This is a genomic window from Pseudomonas sp. PDM30, from assembly GCF_019218985.1.
Taxonomy (GTDB): domain Bacteria; phylum Pseudomonadota; class Gammaproteobacteria; order Pseudomonadales; family Pseudomonadaceae; genus Aquipseudomonas; species Aquipseudomonas jessenii.
The window spans coordinates 64550-78183 of record NZ_JAHUWM010000005.1 but is presented as its reverse complement, the minus strand read 5'-3'; the positions used below and the strand labels follow the sequence as shown (position 1 = coordinate 78183).

Here is a 13634-nt window from a genome sequence, read left to right as displayed (position 1 = left end):
CTTGGTAAATCGGCGTGTTACGCGACCGGGACGGCCTGCGCGGCGAACTTGACGATGCCCGCGCCACCGCTGACAAAGCGGTGCACATGGCCGATCCGGCTATTACCCGCAGCAGTGAGGACAAAGGTGCCGCTGTCACTGGCGTACACGGCCTTACCGATATCGGTGATGGCCAGGGCGGCGACCGGCAGTTGCACCTTGCCCGCTTCACGCAAGCGAACGCGTGCCGCGCCGGCAGCCCCGGTGCGGTTGTCTACGCCGCGGTCAGCGAAGCCGACGAACAGGTCAGCAGCCGTCAGCGGACGCGCCAGGCCATTCGCCGAATTGATGCCAACGGCCGAGCCTTCGAAGATCTGCACGCCGGCAGCGACAGCCAGATCATTGATGTCGCCCGTCTCGTAAGCGCGGGGAGTGTCGAGAGTAAGAGGCATGAGGATCTCCAAAGCCTAAAGGGTGGTGGGTGTGGTCCGGGTTACTTCTTCAGGACTTTGATCAGGCCCTTGTCTTCGGCCTTGCGGTACGCGTGGTACGCACCGAAGTCGCCGAACTCAGCCCGCAATTCCTTGTTGCCGTCCCAGGTCGCCTTGGCCCGCTCCTCGAGCGGCGCCTCGGGATCTTCCTGATCAGCCGCGGCCGCCGGGGTGTCCGGTGCGACTGCGGCAGGGACTGGCTTGGTCGCCGTGCTGCGGATATCCGCCAGCGCGGCAGTGCGCTTGGACTTTTCGGCGCTGATCACCTGGCCGGCTGCTTCAGCCCCAGAGGTCTTGCCGTCGAACTTCAGGGAGGCGATCAACTCTTCATGACCGGGAAGGCCGGCAGCCTCGACCGCCTGAATACGTTCACACTCAGCTTTCGCACCGGCGGCGTGAGCGGAATGCTCCAGCGTCGCCAGCAACTCGGCGTGGTTGGCCGCCAGGTAAGCGCGATCGATGGTTGGCTTATCGGCAGCGGTCGTACTTGGCTGGGTTGCGGTGGTTGTAGTCATAGAACGATCTCCGGAGTTGCTGCCGTTGAGTTCGGCAATCAGGGTTTCAAGGGTGGATTCACGGTCGGCCATGCCCAGGGCCACAGCGTCTGAACCGATCCGCATGTCGCCCTGGCCAAAGTCGGAAAGGACGGTATCGACGTCAACACCGCGATAGTTCGCGACGTCCTCGACGAAGATGGTGGTCAAGCGATCGACATGGTTCTGGGCCAGCGCACGGCCCTGCTCTGTCGAAAAATCGGGACGCTTGTTTGGGCTCTGGCTGCTGACGATCTCGACGCTGCCGTCATCCTTGTTAGTGCGCACCGAGAGCACGGTGCCGATCGAGCCGACCGCGCCGGTGCGACTCATGACGATTTCGTGAGCTGCCGCCGCCATCCAGTAACCCGCGCTGGCGGCATTGCCCGACACGTAGGCGACCACCCGTTTCGGGGATGCCCGGATCATCTGGGCGAACTCGGCGATGCCGCTGGCCTGGCCGCCGGGCGTGTCCATCACCAGGATGATGCTGTCGGTGCGCGGGTCATCCACCGCCGCGGTGAACTCCTTCGCCAACACGTCAAGCGAAGTCGCGCCGGACATGGCGGTGAACAGGTTCGCGTAACGAAATACCGGCCCGGTGACCGGGACCAGCGCCACACTGCCGCGCTGGGTCACGTTGCGGGTGTTCTGAAGTGGCCGCCCCTGCCTGGCCTCTACAGCCTCGGGGCCATCGTTTTCACGACGGGCGATCGCCGCGATGGTGTGCAGCATGTCCGGGGTGATCGCCCAGGGCTCGCGCGACACCAGGTCGAACGCCGTCACCCGATGCGCCGGGGGAGCGTCGGTTGGTTTATCGGTCATGGTCAGGTCCGTTCGGGTAAGTCGGGGTTTTGCGGCAACTGGTCTTCAGGTTGAGAGGCCGGCGTGGCAGATAGGCCGTCTTCCATTCGACGTTTCACTTCCAGCGCGCGCTGTTCGTGGTTTTCTTCCCAGTCGCTGCCGTCGTAGAGCATCGATTCCTTGGCCAGCGTGCTGACGCCAAGATCGACACGCGCCTTGGCCGCGTTGATGTCCTTGAGCGGATCCACGGTGCCCGGACCATCGCCGACCCAAATCGAGCCGCAGTAGGCATACCGCAACAACGGATGGTCGAAAAAACCGGGGGCATCGACGTCACCTTGGGCAACGGCCTCCTCCAGCCAGTGCTCGTACACCGGCTGACAGAAATCGTTGCCCAGAAAATCACGACAGCCGCGGATGAACTGCCAGGCTTCCATTACGGCGGCACGCGCGGCGGTGTAGCTGGCGGTGAAGTGTTTGATCAGCACTTCATAGGGCAGCTCCAACGCCATGCCGATCTGGCGCAACATCGCCAATACAAACGGATCGAACGCCAGGTTCGGACGCCCGGGCGCGGCCGAATCTATCGATGCGCCTTGATCCAGCTCAGCGACAATGCCGCCGCTAAGCGTGCCATCCCAGCCACCGGCCGCACGATCTGCAGGACGATCACCGCCAACCGGCGTGTTGCCGGTCGCAGCGGAGGCCAACGGGCTGAGATCCCCGCCAGGCCCGGGCTTGATGAACACCGCGAAGAACGCCGACACCACGGCGGCTTCCAGCTCTGCATCGGTATAGCGATCAAGTTGCTTGAGCTTCTCGATCACCGGTGCCAGGTACGGTACTCCGCGAGGCTGACCGACACGTTTGCGCCGATACAAATGCAGCAGCGCCCGACCACCCCGTTCATTGAAGAAGGGGCGTTCATCCCACTTCCGCTCTCTCACACCCAGTGCCCCCGGGTGGCTGCGTAGAATGTGGGCCTTGATCGGCTCCCCATCGGCATCACGCTCGATGCCGGCGGTCAGCGTTTCGGTATCGGCCTTGTTGTCCGGGTTACACACCCGATCGCCTTCGATCAGCTGGATGCAGGCCGAGTAGTGCTGACCCGGGCGTTCTTTGTGGGTCAACAACGGAAAGACATCACCGCTGCTCAGCACCGAACGCCACGCCAGATCCTGCAAGCCGTAAAAGTTCTGTTCGCGGGTGATGTCGCACGCCGTGGTTTCGGCCCATGACTTGAACAGCGACTCGGTGTTGCGCTGCCAATCACGCGCGGTGTCCTCATCCCAACCGAGGATCTGACGGTTAACCACAGACTTCAGCGCCAGTCCGGTACCGACCGTTTTGGTCACCACCGTGTTGATCGCGCCGCCACCGATGGGGTTATTGCGCTCCAGGTCGCGGCATCGTTCCCGAAGAGTCGGCAGATCCGGCAGCAGATCTGCAGCTGCACTTCCGGCCGATGGATTCCAGGCACTAAGGGAGCGCTTACGTTTTGAGGCGCCGCTGTAACCCCCCATTGCCGTCATCGTCATACGCGCCTGCATACGCTTGGCGCCGCTCTCGGGGCTAAACCAACTGATTGCCCGATCCAGCAACGTGGGCTCGGGAGCCTTGAGCGAACGACTCATAACGGCGTGATCCCGCGCAAGACAATGCCGCGAGGGCGACCGCTGGCCAGTCGATCCACCTGGAGCTGCCAGTAATCGATCATCTTGGTGATCTCTGCCGCGTCGGCGTAGTTCAGCTGACGGGTGCCGATGCGGTAGCTCTGCTTCTGGCTGACCTTCATGCTTGCGTCGAGCCAGGCTTGAAGCTGGCTTTGCGCCTGTTCCAGGGTGATGGCCATAGATTAGTTCCTGCGTTGAGAGAGCACGCGCATAGCAGTGCGGCGCCCAGAAACAACTCTCCCGCCAGAAGGCGGGAGCTCGTTGGGTTCAGCGGATGGTTTCGGTACCGGGTTTTCCGGCGCCGGTGCGGGATCTGAATCCGGCTCGATGTCCGATTCCGGTGGTGGCGAATCAAACAAACCGCCTTGGCGGATCTGAGCATCCAGCGCCGCCCAGTCGTGTTCATTGAGTAGGTGCGTTTTCAGCGAGCGGGCCGCATGCAGCGCGTAGGTTTCGCAGTCCGTGGCTTCGTTCGGCTCGCCGGCCTTTTTCTGCCAGACCTTGCGATAATGGTGCCGCCGGCTGGGGGCTTTCACCTCGGCCGTAATCTGCCGGAAGTAATCGGGACGCACCGTCTTGTAGAAGTGCATCCGACCAGGACCATCGCCAGTCAGCGGCAGTCGGCCCTCGATCCAAAGATCCTTGGCCCGGGACGTACCGACGATGTAAGGGCGCAGACCGTACTTCGAGGCCTTTTGCTCCTTGTCGGTGTCCACCCCCTGCCGAGGCGCACTGAAGATTTCTTTTCGTTCATCATCCCGGCTGTTGCCTCGCTCGCTGGCACCCTTGATCGCCATCACGCCGCGTTGCTGATGCTTACGGCAAAACGCATAGGCCGCATCCTGGGTGACGGTGCCGTCCGAAGTGTCCAGCGAGACGGCCAAGACTTTCAGCTTCGCACCGCAGGCATGGGTGATCGGCGAGAACAGCAGCTTTTCCAGGTCCAGCCAAACACCCTGCCCTGGCAACACCACTTCGCCGTAGATCTCCCCCCAGTAGAGCAACCATGACTCCTCGCCACGGCCCCAGGCGCGAAGAACGACCGCCAGGCGATCGTGCTGCACGTCGACACCTGCGGTGATCACCAACCCACCCATGGGCACGAACATTTCCGGGTAATCCTCGGCCCGCTCCGCCAGCTTGTCGGCTTCGGGCAGATCCGATTTGTACTCGTAGGCGCGACCCTGTTTCTGGTTGACGAACTTGATCAGCAGCGACAGGTTGCCCATGGCGGCCTGGTGCTCGGCGTTGAGCTGCTCGCGCACGATGTTCGCCAGGCTAGTACCAGGCAGGCACGCATAGAGTTCGTTAAGTTCGATGAACCCAGCACGCCCGGCAAAGGGTTTGGTCGCTACCCAACCGCAGAATGGATCACCCGCCTCGACGGCGTTGAACACCGTGTTGCGGATGTTCTCTTTGCGCTGGTAGTCGTCCCAGATTTCTCCACAATGTGGGCAGGCGTAGCCGGCTGTGTCGGGATCCGCACGGCCATAGATTTCGTGCGGATCGACCCCTTCATTGATGTCCAGATATTTGATATGGGCGAAGTCCAGCACATGAGCCTGGCCGCAGGTATGACAGATAATCGGCAGCACTCGGCAATCGGTCTGTGCGAGGCGCGCCTCGGTCTTGCTCGCGCCTTTGATCGCTGGGGTTCCACCGACCAGCATTTTCGAACCCGGGTAGCGTTTCCCACGTTCTTCCAGCAGGGCGATCGCATCGCCCTGCCCCTTCACGTCATCACTGGTATCGTCCGGCTCTTCGACCACCGACAGTCCCACGGATGAGGTCGACTTCACGTTGCCTGGGGAATTCGACGCCACCAATTTGAGGAAGCCGCCCGGGAAGCTCTTATGGTCCCAGCGGTTGCCGGAAGACCGGCTGGTGTCGACCGGCATCAACCGATTGACCTCGCTGTTCGCCATCACGCCGTGCTTTAGCTTCTCATCGTGGAAGTTCTTCCCGTCCTTTTCCTTGGCAAACAGGATCATGATCGGCCGGGGCAGGAACTGGACAAACTTGAACAGGTACCCGATCAGGAACCAGGTCCAGCCGATCTGCGCGGCTTTCATCAGGTCCACTTCGCTGACGCGCGGATCATCCAGCGCCGCGGCAACTCCGAGAAAGTAAGGCGTGTAGTGGAAGTCGTACAGGCCGTGCAGCACACCGCTTTCGGCGGGCAAGTAAAACTCCGTGCTCAAGTACTCCGCCGTGGGCACATCACGCGGCGGGTTGAATTTCCCCGCTGCTGCCAACAAGCTCTGCGCCAAGTTTTCGCGCGTAGCCTGCAATTCGCTCGGTTGTAGGTCCAGCAACTTTGGCCACCACAGATCGATCAACCGTGAGTTTCTGCACGTTCTCGATTTCCTGAATTAATCGTTCAACGCCGCCCAGGTATTCCCGGTTGGCAAAGGCTGACCAGTCGGACAGCACTCGCTCCGCTTCCATGCTGGGGATCAGCGACCGCAATTTCTCGTGATACAGCAGACGCCCGTTCGCCGCCTTGACCCGCCCTTCGTCAATCCGCACGGCGTTGAGTTCTTCCAACTGGCTGCCTCCGCGCCCCGCCGCCTTGTTGCGCAGGTCGCGGATGTACGCTGTCCGGATCTCGTCCAGGCTGGCGGCCTGCCAGTCACTGATGCCCAACCCCTTCAACACATCGCGGGCATTGCGCTCACTCATGTCCAGGTGATCGGCTATCTCGCGCTGTGTTGGCATGGTCATCTCCTAGGACTGGACAGGAAGCGGAACCCCCTATGTCGGGTTGAATCTGCAAAAAGATCGGGGTTCGAATTACCCCAATCTCTCAGGTCGCCGGAAGGACCCATTGAAAAAGGGCATGAGGCCTCGATCCATGTCCGCTTCGCCCCAAAATCTGGCGAAAACGCCGAAAAATCGACGAAGGCCTCAGTCCCGAGCCATCTCGCGGACCAATGCCCGGCGGAACAACGGTTCGAACTCGGCAGCGGCGACGCGGTTGGCCACACCGTAGAAGTCGAAGCGACGACGATAGGTCGGACGCTTAACGAAGATCAGGATGGGGCGCGCACCGTTGCCAATGCGTTGCCAGATACCCAACGGACCAGTGCCATTGCCTGGGCGACCCGCGAAGTAGTCAGGGGCATTGCGATTGCGGCGTTTACTGCGAGCCGTGCGATTGGCCATGAAGCCTGACACACGTTCGGCAGCGCCAAGGGCAGACAGTATCTGTACGATCTGGCCCCGGCTGATGTTGCCGTAGCCATCCATTCGAGCCCGTCGACCTGGTACCGCGTACATGTCGGCAGGCATCAGGCCATAGTGGATCAGCGCCTTTTCGAACCGCTTGTGCGGACGATTGCCGCCATCCATATGCACCGGCAGGTACTTCGAGGCCACAACGCCCGAGCTGGCTTCATCCTTGACCCATACGCGGGCGAACAACCGGGTAGCTGTGGCACTTCGCTTATAGATCGAGTTCAAGGTCCAGCGGGTGGGACGATCAAACACGCGGGCAATCTCGGCTTTCTCCGCGATCTGCACCCGCTCGGCGGTGAAGGTCAACGCCTTGGCCGCAGCAGTTGGCACCTTGTTGCGGCTGAGCCCTCGCATGCTCTTCACGATCTTGTCGATGTTGTCGCGCATCTCAAGCCGCATCATTGCCCTGGTTCGCCGTCAGTCGCCGATGACTCGTTGACGCCCAGGCGCTTGGCGGCCCAGCGCTCGTACAGCCCGATGGCGACATCGGCACCGGCCATGGCGGTCAGGCAACCCAAGGCCCCCGCTGTCCATATGGTCATACCGGCACCGATCATCAGCATCATGGCCGACACGCCGCAGACGATACAGGCACCGGACCGAAGGGCCAGGCGTCGTAACAACACCCAGCCTCGTGCCCCATCCTTGTCCGCCCGCCACATCTCGCCCGACACGCCGCCGACCAGAGCCAGGACGATCACTAACCAGATGGGCATCTCTGCCAGCGCTTGCTGCTCGTTCGTCATCGCCCTACTCCATAAACGCAAAAACCCGGCGCAAGGGCCGGGTTTGGTGTGTGGTGCCAGCCGCTCTCTGCGGTCGCACCTATCGAAGATGGGTACTTTTTACAGGTGGATTCTCATGGCAGCAACCCTACTTTAATGCCACCCGGTGAATAAGTGGGTAACGCAGGGTGAACGCCTAGCGAATGTCGGTGAATACATCACCTCGGCTATCGCTTCTACTGCCCTGTCCTACCTGTCCCACCATTCAAAATCGAAGTAGGACAGCTACAGGCGCCTAGAATCGAGGCTCTGGCCTACTGGCCTACCTTATTTAACTTTTCCTTGTGTATATAGAGAAAGCTAAAAGCACGCGTTCGCGCCATGGGCGCGACTACGTGCCCGCTGTGCTTACGTGTGCATGGTGCGGACAAAGGTTGGACAGTAGGACAGCACAGCAACGGCGCGGCCTGCACTTGTCCGACTACCTTAAACGGCAGTCGGACAAGGCCGGACAGTAGGACAATGACATGCGGAGTGACGCCAAGGGTCATGCAGCCTTCCCCATCAGCAAGCCATCGATGCTCACATGGGCATCATGTAGCCGGCGGTAATAGGTCGGCGCGCTACAACCGCAGTGCAACATCTTCTGTGAGAGAAAGCTTTCGTGGTTGCAGTAGTGTTCCATCACCACCAGGGCAAGCTCTGGCGCCAGGTGCTTGTTGACGATCAGCTCGATATCCGCCGACTCATCCAACAGCACCCGACTACCCCGCGTGCCACGTATCAGCTCCCCCTTGCACTCCATCAGCATGGCAATCATGTTGCCTCCACTCGCTCCGCCATAGGTTTCAGGAATCGGCGAGTGCAGATCCTGCGCCCAGAGCTTGAGCATCTCATCGATTCGCTTAATCAAAGCAAGGCTCCTCTACCACCGTCTGCTGCAATGCAGACACACGCCCCCACGTTTCGGGCTTCTGATAGGCCCACTGACGGACACCGCTTTTTGCCAACGCCGGCATACGCTTCTTACGCCAGCCCAGCCGGTGCATGATCGCGCCGACTCGCATTTGTTCAGGCTTGCCCCAGTGGCCGAAATCGAGCTTGAGAGCCTGGGTCAGAATCTCGTTGCCGGTAGCGGTTTCGCCGAGCTGCGACTCCTCCAACCAGGTCAGGATTGGCCCTTCCCACTCATCCACAACAAAGCGCTCGTCCTGCGCCTCGGCGAACATCCATGACTCATCCTTCGTCACCCACCAGATATCGCCAGCCTCGAAGCAAAATACTGCCTCAGCCCACAGCTGATCGCGGATCTCGCGCAACTTGTCCAGATCAACTTTGTTGCAGAACACCGGCCAATAACGCCGGTTGCCGGTGGCGTCCTTGAGGTATTCCTCTTGGTTGGTGGTACCAACGAAAACACACTGGCGTGGCACGTCGTTCGTTCTGCGGCCGTAGCTTTCGCGGTAGGTGTCGGTGGACGCAGAGAAGAACTGCTTGGCCTTGGTGCTCTCAGCCTTGTTGAAACTGTCCAGCTCCCCCAGCTCGACAATCCACTTGCCGCGAATTGCCTGAAAACTGTCCTTGTCGCCGAGGGCAAAAGGCGTGTCCATAAACCACTCGCCACCGAGAATCCCCATGGCCGTGGACTTACCTTCACCCTGCCCACCTTCGAGGATCATCACCGAGTCAGCCTTACAACCCGGGCGCATCACCCGAGCCACAGCCGAGATCGGCCAGCGCTTGCCAACTTTGGCAGAATACTCACTGGCCTGGACGCCCAATACATCGGTCAACCAGCTTTCCAGCCGAGGCACGCGATCCCACTCAAGCTTCTCCAGGTACTCGCGCACCGGATGAAATGAATGGTCGTGGGCAACAACGCTGACCGCCTCGATAACATGGGACGCCTTGACCCGCAGGTTGTACTGCTGAGCGAGCCACTTCATCACCCGCATGTCATCGATGTCGGCCCAATCGCCGGCACCGCCGCCAAAGGGTGCGGATCGCAGTTTGACGATTTTGGAGCTGAACACGCTGTAACCGATCACACCGGCCCAGCGCTCGTCATTGCCCAGGATCAGCTCGACATTCTGCATGTGCGCGATCAGGGAGCCGTTTTCGGTACGGGCCAGTTGATCCTTCCAACCACCAGCTGCAGGAGGCTTGACCACCGCCAACACCTGGCGGCGAACAGCCTCCAATCCTTCGGCAATGTGCAGGTCGTTGAAGTCGGTCCACTTAACCTCACGCTCGCCCGAGAAGACAGGTGCGACCACCTGGCCACCGACGATCAACGCGGCGTTGTTAGCTTTTTCTTCACCAGGATTCCAAGGCTCACCATTGGGGCGTTTGGTTTTCCAGTCATCGTCCCGACAGAGAATCAGCGGACAACCGGGGAAACGCTCCCGCATGGCCTTGGAGACCGGTAGCAGGTTGCCCGCATCGAACGCGATAGCGACCGTCAGCGACGTCGCCATGTGCAGACTGGCACCCGTGGCATAGCCCTCACACACCAGTACAGGCTCACCTGGTTCAGGATGCGGGCCAATCAGATGGAAGGCGCCCTCTTTGGACATGCCGTAGGGCCAGTAGGCCTTGTCGCGCCCAGTGTCTTCTTGCTTTGCCGGAAAGATCACCTGCAAGCCGACGATTTGATCCCGCACGTTGCACATAGGCACTAAAAATGCGCCAGTACGTGGCGCATAGCGAACCTTGAATCCAACGATCTGCTTTCGATCCAGATACGCGCTCTTGCCCTTCTCAGGCATGCGCTTGAACAGACCTGCAGCACGGTTGGCCGCACGCCGCGCAGCATTGGCCGCGATCTCAGTAGCCTTGCGCTTTGCCTCTTCCTGACGAGCGCGCATAACTTCGCGCTCTTCGGGGCTCATACGCCCGGCCTTGACCTTAATTTTCTGCGTCTCCCCGGAACGCCAGTCACCGAAGCTGCCGAAGATCAGCGTTTCGTTTTTTTCGGTCCGGTGCTCATGGACGACATACCAGCCGTTCTTTTCCTTGCCCTTGTCCTGGGCAGCCTTGCATCGGGTGAGCTTGCCGAAAATCAGTGGCTGCTCAGGCTCAAGGCCATAGTCTGCGAATTGACCCAACACCTCATCGAGCATGGCGTGCCTCCCGCGACTCAACAACGGACTGGCAACCGACACACAGATCGCAACCATGCAGGGCTATTCGGCGGGCCTCTGGGATCGGATCGTCGCAGCTTACGCAAAACAGGAAAGAATGCGCCGCCAATACGGGCTTGGCGGCGTTGCGTGCAGCGAGGGCTTGATCAAGACGCTCTTGCACTAGGTCATTCGCAAAATCAGCGATATCAGCCAAGGTCGGTACTCCGCGATTTCTGATTGACGTACGCGGCGCGGTTGAACATTCCAAGAAGTCCTTGGATGCCGCGAAACACTTGCTGACGTATCTCGGCTAACTCACCGTCATCCACCTTGCCGTCACCAATGCTTTTGGCCCAAACGACTGTCAGATCGGCCACTTGACGAAGATAAACAGCGATGCCGGTGGTCAAGGTCTCGGGCATGTCATCGGTATAGGCTTCGGCCAGCTCCTGCCAGACCGTGTCGCCGACCAGCGCATGCACGGCATCGAGAATGCGGCGGTCCTTGGTCAGTTCCAGGATCTCGCCGAACTCCTGGATGTTCACAGAGTGACTGGGATGGGTGGGAGAGAGTTTGTGTTGCAGCGTGGTGGGGTTCCTGCCGGTGGTGGCGGCGATGGCAGCGGCGCCACCCGGGTAATCCCTTGCGGCATGGTAAAGCGCGAGGTCGAGCGGCAGAACTTCTCGCTGCGCCCGCTCAACAGAACTCAGAGCGATACGGCTCATGGCATTAATCCTTATAAGTTGCCAGTGCCGCGCGGCATGCAGTGGTGATACATTTGCCGCGTGGCTTGAAGAGGCCCAAACGCCGGCTAGATCTTCAGGATCAACACCGGCACCGTGCCGGGGCGAACAATCCGTTGTTCACCCCTGGCGCAACAGCTGCCCTATCTGTGGTGGAAAAGGCAGCAACCCGAGGCATCCGTGCCTTGGCAACGCAATAAAGGTTGGCGGTTTTGCATGTGGTGTGCCCGCCTACCTTTATTGCGACCCGACAGCACTGTGGTGGTGTGTGCCGGGAGGAACTGGGCGGCCCTTGGGTCGCCTTTTTTCTGACTATGCTGCTTTGTTTACTGGAGTTGTTTCGGTTATACCGAAATGCTCCAGAACCTCAGCGAGCGAGACACAACCTTCACTTTCACGGGTCAAGGACTTGATCAAAGAGACGCTTGGGTCCTTGCTCGCATATTTGACGTGAAGACGCAGATAGCTCACAGCAATCCGACAACGCACGGCATAAGCCGTGAGTGCCTCTGAATCCAAACCGTTGATGTAGTCGCGCAGCTTCATGTCGTGTACCTCCTGACGCGCAATTTAACCATTAAGGTTAATTTTCGCAATACCAATATGGACATTCACCTTAAAGGTTAATCCAGCCAGAATCGGCACATGAAAATCTCAGACACCCGCCTACAAAATTTCCGAAGAGTCCTGGCCGAGAAAAAACTCCGCCTGACTGACATCGCCGACCTTTTGGGTAAAGCACCTGCCCAAGTGAGTGCGTTCGGGGGCAAGAACCCTACGAAAGGCATCGGCGATCAGATTGCTAGAGAGATTGAGAAAGCGCTGGACCTTCACAGTGGCTATCTCGACATGCCCTATGGGCTTGGTGAGTTCAATAACGCCACAGTGCTAAGCCATACAGGACGTAAATTGCCAGTTGTAGGATCAATCGCTGCTGGAGCCTGGTGCGAATCTCACGGCAATTTTGACCCCAGAGAAGCAGAGGAATGGATTGATGCTCCCGGTCCTGTTGGCCCTCGCGCCTTCATTTTGCGAGTGGAAGGCGTAAGCATGGAGCCCAGATTCATAGAGGGAGACAAGATTGTCATTGACCCTTCACTTGAAGCGCTGCCAGGACACTTCGTGGCAGCTAAGAGAACGCGAGATCAAGCGGCAACTCTCAAACAACTAAAGCAAGAAGGTAGTGAACAGTATCTATACGCACTGAATCCTGACTGGCCGGATCGTATAATCCGTATGTCGGAGGAGTGGACTATATGTGGCCGGGCACGGTGGAAAATTTCCGACCTGTAGGCCCATCCATGAAGCAAAACGGATTTTATTATGACAGAAAAAGTGGGCCATATAAAAAACCCTCTGACAGTAATCTCGGTCTTTGCGGGTATAGCCGAGATAAGCGGGACCGCTGTGCTGCCATTCATTGATATTCAGAACCAAGCAACTTACATTTGGTTTCTAATGTTATTCCCACCATTTCTTGTGGGGACTTTTTTCGCTACGCTGAACTGGAATCATAAAACTTTATACGCACCTTCTGACTACAAAAACGAGGAGCACTTTGTTAATCCACTCGGCAAATCTACCTCGCAAGAACGCGTAACCAAATTGAAAGAAGAAGTCGAGGAGGTTGTCTCGGACACTCCGATTACTACAAAGCCTTACCCGTCCACTTCCACCATAACTACAGAGCCTTCCGCACCTCTTGAGACATCTCCCGCACTTGCACAAGGTGATGGAGCTCATGCTGTCACTTCAGAAAATTTACTAGCAACGCCAACCCATACCGAGCCAGAACCAATTGCGGATAAAACAATACCGAGTCAAACAGAGCCAAACTTGAGCTCACCGCAAATTAAGCACCACATCTCAGCCTCTGCGTCACCTTTTGAGCGCAATCGTTTAACAGCCGATATAAAACTAACTGAAGCCCTCGCAATAAAAAGAATCAGCAAATTAACCGGCCTGCAATTTTTTACAGGTGCAAAATTTTTAACCAGTAGTGGAACCCCTGTATTATTTGACGCAGCATCCGTCTCAAATAATCACCTAAACATACTAGAAGTTAAACTTTTTAGAAGCAATAGATTCAGCCCTAACCGAATATATAGAATACTCAAAGATTGCGAAGACATTGTTAGAGATAAAAACTTTAAGCTAAGAGGATTTACCCTCTATTTAGTAATCGTGACGGAGGTTGAAGGGATCGAACAACAAAATCTGCACGAAAAGATTCTGATGCAAGCACAAGAATTCGATATTAACGTTCATGTTCATGTCGTGAGCATGAACGAGCTAGAGTCAGAATTTGCTGAATAGTCTCTCTC

The 13634-nt window shown here is 58.4% G+C and carries 15 protein-coding genes; 2 read left to right on the top strand and 13 right to left on the bottom strand.

The genetic code is table 11. From position 1 onward, the window contains the following. Positions 1 to 17 precede the first annotated feature (17 nt). From KW840_RS13895 to KW840_RS13835, 13 genes are all read right to left on the bottom strand, one after another. Positions 18 to 431, bottom strand: a complete 414-nt coding sequence (locus KW840_RS13895; RefSeq protein ID WP_218495643.1) for a hypothetical protein — start codon at positions 429 to 431, stop codon at positions 18 to 20. 41 nt (positions 432 to 472) lie between these two features. Next, a complete protein-coding gene (locus KW840_RS13890) occupies positions 473 to 1828 on the bottom strand; it encodes a S49 family peptidase (protein ID WP_218495642.1) in 1356 nt (451 codons plus the stop codon). A 2-nt stretch (positions 1829 to 1830) separates the two neighbouring features. Next, entirely contained in the window at positions 1831 to 3441 is a 1611-nt protein-coding gene (locus KW840_RS13885) for a phage portal protein (RefSeq protein WP_218495641.1), read from the bottom strand. Then, on the bottom strand, positions 3438 to 3659 hold the full coding sequence (locus KW840_RS13880) for a DUF6148 family protein (RefSeq protein ID WP_103393066.1): 222 nt from the start codon (positions 3657 to 3659) through the stop codon (positions 3438 to 3440). The genes KW840_RS13885 and KW840_RS13880 overlap by 4 nt, the downstream gene beginning before the upstream one ends. Positions 3660 to 3662: 3 nt before the next feature. Beyond that, complete coding sequence (locus KW840_RS13875) at positions 3663 to 5663, bottom strand: phage terminase large subunit family protein (RefSeq protein WP_218495640.1); 2001 nt, start codon at positions 5661 to 5663, stop codon at positions 3663 to 3665. A gap of 37 nt (positions 5664 to 5700) precedes the next feature. Further along, a complete protein-coding gene (locus KW840_RS13870; RefSeq protein ID WP_103393064.1) occupies positions 5701 to 6198 on the bottom strand; it encodes a hypothetical protein in 498 nt (165 codons plus the stop codon). A gap of 189 nt (positions 6199 to 6387) precedes the next feature. Continuing rightward, positions 6388 to 7119, bottom strand: a complete 732-nt coding sequence (locus tag KW840_RS13865) for a hypothetical protein (protein ID WP_218495635.1) — start codon at positions 7117 to 7119, stop codon at positions 6388 to 6390. Next, the gene (locus tag KW840_RS13860) at positions 7116 to 7463 is read right to left on the bottom strand and encodes a phage holin family protein (RefSeq protein WP_218495634.1); all 348 of its coding nucleotides are present in this window, start codon (positions 7461 to 7463) and stop codon (positions 7116 to 7118) included. Before KW840_RS13860 ends, KW840_RS13865 begins: the two co-directional genes overlap by 4 nt. A gap of 526 nt (positions 7464 to 7989) precedes the next feature. Beyond that, positions 7990 to 8355 (bottom strand): hypothetical protein, encoded by a 366-nt coding sequence (locus tag KW840_RS13855; RefSeq protein ID WP_218495633.1) that lies wholly within the window; start codon positions 8353 to 8355, stop codon positions 7990 to 7992. Further along, entirely contained in the window at positions 8348 to 10564 is a 2217-nt protein-coding gene (locus tag KW840_RS13850; protein ID WP_218495631.1) for a VapE domain-containing protein, read from the bottom strand. The genes KW840_RS13855 and KW840_RS13850 overlap by 8 nt, the downstream gene beginning before the upstream one ends. Then, a complete protein-coding gene (locus KW840_RS13845; RefSeq protein ID WP_218495629.1) occupies positions 10554 to 10781 on the bottom strand; it encodes a TraR/DksA family transcriptional regulator in 228 nt (75 codons plus the stop codon). Before KW840_RS13845 ends, KW840_RS13850 begins: the two co-directional genes overlap by 11 nt. After that, the gene (locus tag KW840_RS13840) at positions 10774 to 11292 is read right to left on the bottom strand and encodes a phage regulatory CII family protein (RefSeq protein ID WP_218495627.1); all 519 of its coding nucleotides are present in this window, start codon (positions 11290 to 11292) and stop codon (positions 10774 to 10776) included. Before KW840_RS13840 ends, KW840_RS13845 begins: the two co-directional genes overlap by 8 nt. A 330-nt stretch (positions 11293 to 11622) precedes the next feature. After that, positions 11623 to 11856, bottom strand: a complete 234-nt coding sequence (locus KW840_RS13835; RefSeq protein ID WP_218495625.1) for a hypothetical protein — start codon at positions 11854 to 11856, stop codon at positions 11623 to 11625. A gap of 99 nt (positions 11857 to 11955) precedes the next feature. Here KW840_RS13835 and KW840_RS13830 point away from each other — a divergent pair, with 99 nt between their 5' ends. After that, positions 11956 to 12603: a LexA family transcriptional regulator gene (locus KW840_RS13830; RefSeq protein WP_218495623.1), complete on the top strand. Its 648-nt coding sequence runs from the start codon at positions 11956 to 11958 to the stop codon at positions 12601 to 12603. Between the two features lie 30 nt (positions 12604 to 12633). Continuing rightward, positions 12634 to 13626: a hypothetical protein gene (locus KW840_RS13825; RefSeq protein WP_218495618.1), complete on the top strand. Its 993-nt coding sequence runs from the start codon at positions 12634 to 12636 to the stop codon at positions 13624 to 13626. Positions 13627 to 13634 lie beyond the last annotated feature (8 nt).

Bases quoted from the DNA above. Each gene is read 5' to 3' on its own strand.
- KW840_RS13865 (WP_218495635.1), bottom strand. From the start codon at position 7,119: ATGATGCGGCTTGAGATGCGCGACAACATCGACAAGATCGTGAAGAGC.
- KW840_RS13825 (WP_218495618.1), top strand. From the start codon at position 12,634: ATGACAGAAAAAGTGGGCCATATAAAAAACCCTCTGACAGTAATCTCG.
- KW840_RS13885 (WP_218495641.1), bottom strand. From the start codon at position 3,441: ATGAGTCGTTCGCTCAAGGCTCCCGAGCCCACGTTGCTGGATCGGGCA.
- KW840_RS13890 (WP_218495642.1), bottom strand. From the start codon at position 1,828: ATGACCGATAAACCAACCGACGCTCCCCCGGCGCATCGGGTGACGGCG.
- KW840_RS13835 (WP_218495625.1), bottom strand. From the start codon at position 11,856: ATGAAGCTGCGCGACTACATCAACGGTTTGGATTCAGAGGCACTCACG.
- KW840_RS13870 (WP_103393064.1), bottom strand. From the start codon at position 6,198: ATGCCAACACAGCGCGAGATAGCCGATCACCTGGACATGAGTGAGCGC.
- KW840_RS13830 (WP_218495623.1), top strand. From the start codon at position 11,956: ATGAAAATCTCAGACACCCGCCTACAAAATTTCCGAAGAGTCCTGGCC.
- KW840_RS13850 (WP_218495631.1), bottom strand. From the start codon at position 10,564: ATGCTCGATGAGGTGTTGGGTCAATTCGCAGACTATGGCCTTGAGCCT.
- KW840_RS13840 (WP_218495627.1), bottom strand. From the start codon at position 11,292: ATGAGCCGTATCGCTCTGAGTTCTGTTGAGCGGGCGCAGCGAGAAGTT.
- KW840_RS13880 (WP_103393066.1), bottom strand. From the start codon at position 3,659: ATGGCCATCACCCTGGAACAGGCGCAAAGCCAGCTTCAAGCCTGGCTC.
- KW840_RS13860 (WP_218495634.1), bottom strand. From the start codon at position 7,463: ATGACGAACGAGCAGCAAGCGCTGGCAGAGATGCCCATCTGGTTAGTG.
- KW840_RS13895 (WP_218495643.1), bottom strand. From the start codon at position 431: ATGCCTCTTACTCTCGACACTCCCCGCGCTTACGAGACGGGCGACATC.